The sequence below is a fragment of the Streptomyces sp. NPDC044061 genome, from assembly GCF_056434305.1.
The window spans coordinates 1-6248 of the sequence record NZ_JBWKFL010000050.1 but is presented as its reverse complement, the minus strand read 5'-3'; the positions used below and the strand labels follow the sequence as shown (position 1 = coordinate 6248).

At 71.1% G+C, this 6248-nt stretch carries 6 protein-coding genes; 3 read left to right on the top strand and 3 right to left on the bottom strand.

Features of this window, described 5'->3' with window-relative positions; genetic code table 11:
• Window positions 1-120: 120 nt before the first annotated feature.
• A complete protein-coding gene (locus tag AC07CM_RS42700) occupies window positions 121-1863 on the bottom strand; it encodes a hypothetical protein (RefSeq protein WP_478881945.1) in 1743 nt (580 codons plus the stop codon).
• Between the two features lie 100 nt (window positions 1864-1963).
• Window positions 1964-2173, bottom strand: coding sequence for a hypothetical protein (locus tag AC07CM_RS42695; RefSeq protein WP_478881944.1), 210 nt, complete (start codon window positions 2171-2173; stop codon window positions 1964-1966).
• Window positions 2174-2302: 129 nt separating this feature from the next.
• Here AC07CM_RS42695 and AC07CM_RS42690 point away from each other — a divergent pair, with 129 nt between their 5' ends.
• Window positions 2303-3277: a carbohydrate kinase family protein gene (locus AC07CM_RS42690; RefSeq protein ID WP_478881943.1), complete on the top strand. Its 975-nt coding sequence runs from the start codon at window positions 2303-2305 to the stop codon at window positions 3275-3277.
• A gap of 31 nt (window positions 3278-3308) precedes the next feature.
• On the opposite strand, the gene AC07CM_RS42685 is transcribed toward AC07CM_RS42690, so the two are convergent.
• Entirely contained in the window at window positions 3309-4685 is a 1377-nt protein-coding gene (locus AC07CM_RS42685) for an aminotransferase class V-fold PLP-dependent enzyme (protein WP_478881942.1), read from the bottom strand.
• 323 nt (window positions 4686-5008) lie between these two features.
• Between AC07CM_RS42685 and ctaC the strand changes: the two genes are divergently transcribed.
• Both ctaC and AC07CM_RS42675 read left to right on the top strand, forming a co-directional pair.
• Window positions 5009-5974 carry an aa3-type cytochrome oxidase subunit II gene (gene ctaC / locus AC07CM_RS42680; RefSeq protein ID WP_478881941.1) on the top strand — a complete coding sequence of 322 codons (966 nt, stop codon included), beginning with the start codon at window positions 5009-5011 and terminating at the stop codon, window positions 5972-5974.
• On the top strand, window positions 5971-6248 hold a 278-nt coding region (locus AC07CM_RS42675; RefSeq protein WP_478881940.1), incomplete at its 3' end, for a cbb3-type cytochrome c oxidase subunit I. The genes ctaC and AC07CM_RS42675, both read left to right, overlap by 4 nt.

Here is a 6248-nt window from a genome sequence, read left to right as displayed (position 1 = left end):
AGAAGAAAAGGACGCAGGCGATGTCGTATTCACTCTGCGCACCTTCATGAGCTGGGTGTGCACAGCGCGGGACCCAACGCCCAACCCCCCCCCCCGCACCCCCCCCCCCCGCCTTTGCGCCTACCGGGAGCGGTCGGCCTGCGGCCGCAGCGACCCCGGCTTCGTCCGCGGGATCGACGTGCCGTCGCCGCCGACCACCTTCCGGCCGTCGAGCGGAGCGTCCAGCCGTACGGTCTTCACGTACATCCTGGCCATGGCGACGCACACCTTGTCCGGCCAGGTCTTCTCGGTCACGGTCACCGTCACCCGGCCCGCGCTCTCCTTCGCCGACGCCGTGTAGTCGGCGCACACCCCGCCGGTGAAGGCGACGGTCAGATCACGGCCGTCGGCGGTGTAGCCGTCGACCTTGACGCTGTGCGTCCGGGGCGCCGAGGTCGGTTCCGCGGAGGGCGCCGACGGCGACGGCGACGTCAGGTACTTCGGGTCCACCGCCGGATACGTCACCGTGAAGACGCCCCTCGCCGACGACCCCCGCACCTCGAACAGCCAGGACGGCACCAGTGCCTGGCGCCCGGCCACGGAGTGCGCGGCCAGCCCGAACACCGCCTTCCGCACGGTCACCGCATCAGTCTTCTGCGCCCCCTTGGGCAAGGGGCACACGCGCTCCAGCCGGTCCTTCAGCGGCTCGGGAGTCGCACAGCCGCCGATGCCCATCCGGTGGCCGTTCCCCCGCGCCGCGTTCATCAGCGCCAGCGTCCTCCGCGCGCCCAGCACGGGGTACGTGTCCCCCTTGACCGGGGAAGTCAGCAGCCCGTGGCCGCCGACCAGGTCCCCCTGCCTGTCGACCGTCAGGCCGGTCGTCCAGCCGTACGTGGGCAGCCCGCCCACCACCGGGTCGGCGTTGACCACCCGCTGGGCGCCCATGATCTGGCTCGCCTCGATCTTCGCGTCGTCCTGCCCCAGCGCCTTCAGCACCGGCGCCGCCGCCTTCTCGGCCGCCGCCACGCTCACCGGTTCGCCCGCCGGGGCCCCCGGATCCTGTGTGCAGACGGTGACCTTACGACAGTTGTCGGTACCGGGTGCGTACCGGCTGAAGGTCCAGTTGCCCGGGGCGTCCTTGCCCACCTGGAGCGACGGACCGGAACCGTCCCCGCCGCCGACCCGCCAGCCGTTCCCGTCGGCCACCGGCGTGCCGTCGATCCCCAGGGCCCTGGCCAGCCGGGCCACCTGGTCCTTCCCGACCTCGCCCCGCGGGGCGTACACCGGCGCGGAGCCGGGTCCGTCGGGCAGCTCTCCCCCTGCCACGTACGTCGCGCCGTACGGATCCGGTTCACCTGGCGCGATGCCACCGGTGCCGCCCTGCGTCCAGCCGTCCAGGACGAGAGGCGGGGGAGTGGGGCCACCGCCGGACGCGCCGGCGTTCGTCCGGCCGTCCGAAGCACTGCTCGCGGCGAGGTACGCGCCCCCGCCCCCGACGAGCAGTACGGACGCGGCGACCGCGAGCACGACAACGGGGGAGCGGCGCCGCCCGGATCGCTCACCGGGTTCCACGCCGTCGTCCTCGGCGGACTCACCGGCACGCTCGGCGGCCCTGGGCACGCGGGAGACGTCGGGGGCGTCGGGGACGGCGGAGCCGATGGAGACCTCGGGGACCTCGGGAGCCTCGGAGTCATCGGAGGCCCCGGCATCATCGGCGCCCTCGCGGACCCCGGAATTCTCGGAACCCCCGCCGACCCCACTGGCCTCGCCGACCCCATTGGCCTCGCGGACCTCGGAATCCTCGGCAACCCCGTTTGCCTCGCGGACCTCGGAGTCCCCGGAAACCGGGGAGCCCTCGGGATTCTCGGGTCGCTCGGTGTTCACCGCATCGCTCCTCGCTGGATCGTGTCCCACATCCCCACCACGGGGGACGGCGATGGGACGCGCGAGGCAAGCACACGGTTCCCGGCTGTGCGCCCCTGACTCAGTCGCCGTAGTCGGACATCGCGTCCAGCAGCCTGGCCGACCGCGTCGGCACGGACACCCCGTGGATCAGGGACGGCGGCACCGGACGCGAGTCGCCGTGTTCCGGAGCCGTCCAGTGCGGAGCCATCCGGGCGCAGTCCCCGCGCAGCGACGCGAGATCGCCTTCGAGGTCGGCCGGAGCGGGCGAAGTGACCTTGAGGTTAGTCATGAGGGAACCGTAGGCACGCGAGGTGCCGCGAAGAAAGATCTACTATCGGGTAGTTTTGCCAGCTTCAGTGACCCGCCGTGAGCGGGTAGCGTGAACTGTCAATCCAGCCTCCCGCAGGAGAATGCCGACGTGCGCATCGCAGTCACCGGCTCCATCGCCACCGACCACCTCATGACCTTCCCCGGCCGCTTCGCCGACCAGCTCGTCGCGGACCAGCTGCACACGGTCTCGCTCTCCTTCCTGGTCGACAACCTGGACGTACGCCGCGGCGGCGTCGGTGCGAACATCGCCTTCGGCATGGGTCAGCTCGGCACCAGGCCCATCCTGGTCGGGGCCGCCGGCTTCGACTTCGACGACTACCGGGCCTGGCTGGACCGCCACGGCGTGGACACCGACTCGGTCCGCATCTCCGAGACCCTGCACACCGCCCGTTTCGTGTGCACCACCGACGCCGACCACAACCAGATCGGCTCCTTCTACACCGGCGCGATGAGCGAGGCCCGCCTCATCGAGCTGAAGACGGTCGCCGACCGCGTGGGCGGCCTCGACCTGGTCCTGATCGGCGCCGACGACCCGGAGGGGATGCTCCGCCACACGGAGGAGTGCCGCTCCCGGAACATCCCCTTCGCCGCCGACTTCTCCCAGCAGATCGCCCGTATGGAGGGCGAGGAGATCCGGATACTGCTGGACGGGGCGACGTACCTCTTCTCCAACCAGTACGAGAAGGGGCTCATCGAGTCCAAGACCGGCTGGAGCGACGCCGAGATCCTGGCCAAGGTCGGCCACCGCGTCACCACCCTCGGCTCGCGGGGCGTGCGGATCGAGCGGGTCGGGCAGGACCCGATCGAGGTCGGCTGCCCGGACGAGGAGCGCAAGGCCGACCCCACGGGGGTCGGCGACGCCTTCCGCGCGGGTTTCCTGTCGGGGCTCGTGTGGGGCGTGTCCCTGGAGCGCGCGGCCCAGGTCGGCTGCATGCTGGCGACCCTCGTCATCGAGACCGTGGGGACGCAGGAGTACCAGCTGCGCCGGGGCCACTTCATGGACCGGTTCACCAAGGCGTACGGGGACGAGGCGGCGGACGAGGTTCGCGCGCACCTCGGCTGACAGGGCACCGGCGCTGCCGGGCGACCGGACGTCAGCTCAGCCGGCGGACCACGTACGCCGTACCCTGTTCCGCCGGCTCCTCGCCCACGTACTCCTGCCCGCGCATCTCGCACCACGCCGGAATGTCCAGGCGGGCGGCCTCGTCGTCCGACAGCACCCGGACCGTGCCGCCCACCGGGACCTCCCCGAACACCTTGGCCAGCTCGATGACCGGGATCGGGCACCGCTTGCCGAGGGAGTCGACGACCAGCTCCTCGGCCTCGACGGCGGTCGCCGGAGCCGGCGCGCCCAGCTTCTCCCGTACGCCCGCCACGGCGCCCGGCAGCACGGCCAGGAACCGCTCCACGTCCTCGTCGGCCACCCCGAGCGGCAGCGACACCCGCACGTTGCCCTCGCTCAGCACCCCCATCGCCTTCAGCACATGGCTGGGCGTCAGCGTGCTGCTCGTACAGGACGATCCGGACGAGACGGAGAAACCCTCCCGGTCCAGCTCGTGCAGCAGGGCCTCTCCGTCGGCATAGAGACAGGAGAAGGTGACGATCCCCGGCAGCCGCCGCTCCGGATCGCCGACCACCTCCACGTCCGGCACCAGCTCCGGCACCCGCGCCCGGATCCGCTCCGTCAGCTCCCGCAGCCGCAGCGCCTCCTGGGCCGCCTCGGCCCGCACCGCCCGCAGGGAGGCCGCGGCCGCCACGATCGCCGGCAGGTTCTCGAAACCGGGCGCCCGTCCCGACTCCCGCTCGTCCGCGGGCCCTTGGGCAACGAACCGCACCCGCTTGCGCACGACCAGCAGCCCCACCCCCGAGGGGCCGCCCCACTTGTGGGCGCTCGCCGCCAGCAGCGACCAGTCGCCCTCGACCGGGCCCCAGCCCAGCGACTGCGCGGCATCCACCAGCAGCGGCACCCCGGCGGCCCGGCACACCTCGGCCACCTCCGCCACCGGCTGCACGGTCCCCACCTCGTGGTTGGCCGACTGCAGACAGGCGAGCGCGGTGTCCTGCCGAAGCGCGTCGGCGAAGCCCGCCGGGTCGACGGCCCCGGCCCGGTTCACGGGTACCTGACCGACTGTTCCGCCCTCAGCCTCGAATGTTTCAGCCGAATGGAGTACGGAGGAGTGTTCGACGGCGGACACGATCAGGTGGCGTCCGACCCGCCGTCGCCCGGCCAACGCCCCCGCGACACCCGTGTGTACGGCCCGCGTCCCGGACGACGTGAACACCACCTCGTCGGCCCGGCAGCCGATGGCCTCCGCGGCCGCCTCCCGGGAGGCGTCCAGCAACATGCGGGCCTTCCGCCCCTCCCGGTAGAGCCGTGCGGGGTCCGCCCACCCCTCGTCGAGAGAGGCCAAGAGCGCCTGACGGGCGACGGGATGGAGGGGCGCGGCGGACGCGGCGTCGAAGTAGGACACAGGGCAACGGTAGACCTGGGTGGGAGCGGCCGGTCGAGGGGCGCGGGCTGGGCCGGTATGCGGCTCCGTCCATGGGCGTGACCAGCCGCGACGCGGCCCGCGGGCGCCCCCAAATCGCAACAACCCCGAGCGATTAGGCGCCCGATCCCACCCCGGGCGAGTGACAGGCGGCGCGTATGCCCCCCTCCCCGCGAACCCCCGGAGGGCGTCGGCTAGGGTTTGGTCCGCATAAACATCCAAACCCCTGCCCGACGCAGGGCGGCGACCGACCAGCGAGAAGGCCGCAGCCGACCGCGCGGGCGAGACTCTCGGGAAGGCGCTACGTGAGTCCCAACGGCTCCGACCGCTCGCCGCGGCGCCCGATGCGGCGGAAGCTGCTGCAGGCAATGACCGCGGGCCTGGTCTTGGCGACAGCCACCGGTTGCTCGTACAACTGGGAAGACTTCCCCCGCCTTGGTATGCCCACCCCGACCACGGAAGAGGCTCCGCGGATCCTCTCCCTGTGGCAGGGTTCCTGGGCGGCTGCGCTCGCGGTCGGCTGCCTGGTGTGGGGCCTGATCCTGTGGAGTGCTTTCTTCCACCGGCGCAGCCGCACCAAGGTCGAGGTACCTCCGCAGACCCGGTACAACATGCCGATCGAGGCCCTGTACACGGTGGTCCCGATCATCATCATCTCGGTGCTCTTCTACTTCACGGCCCGGGACGAGACGAAGCTCCTCAGCCTCTCCAAGAAGCCCGACGTCACGGTCAACGTGGTCGGCTTCCAGTGGAGCTGGGGCTTCAACTACATCGCGGACGTCCCCGGTTCCACGGGCAACGCCAAGACCGACAAGAACCTGGACGCGATTCCGAACCGGTACAAGGCGGCCTTCCCGGCGAACGCCGGCGGCGTCTACGACGTCGGCACGCCCGGCACGCGGAACCCGCAGACCGGCAACCCCGGTCCGACGCTCTGGCTCCCCGAGGGCAAGACGGTCCGATTCGTCCTGACCTCGCGTGACGTCATCCACTCCTTCTGGGTGGTGCCCTTCCTCATGAAGCAGGACGTCATCCCGGGCCACACCAACGCCTTCCAGGTGACCCCCAACCAGCAGGGCACCTTCATGGGCAAGTGCGCCGAGCTCTGCGGCGTCGACCACTCCCGGATGCTGTTCAACGTGAAGGTCGTCTCCCCCGAGCGCTACGAGCAGCACCTCAAGGACCTCGCCAAGAAGGGGCAGACCGGTTACATTCCCGCCGGCATCGCGCAGACGCCGCACGAGAAGAACCGGGAGACGAACAACCTGTGAGCATCCTCAACGAACCCCAGGGTGCCGCGTCAGCTGAGGACTCGTACGAGAACGAGCTGCCGGTCAGGCGCAAGCAGCCCGGTAACCTCGTGGTGAAGTGGCTGACGACCACCGACCACAAGACGATCGGCACGCTCTATCTGGTCACCTCGTTCGCGTTCTTCCTGATCGGTGGCGTGATGGCGCTGCTGATGCGCGCCGAGCTGGCCCGGCCGGGCCTGCAGATCATGTCGAACGAGCAGTTCAACCAGGCGTTCACGATGCACGGCACGAT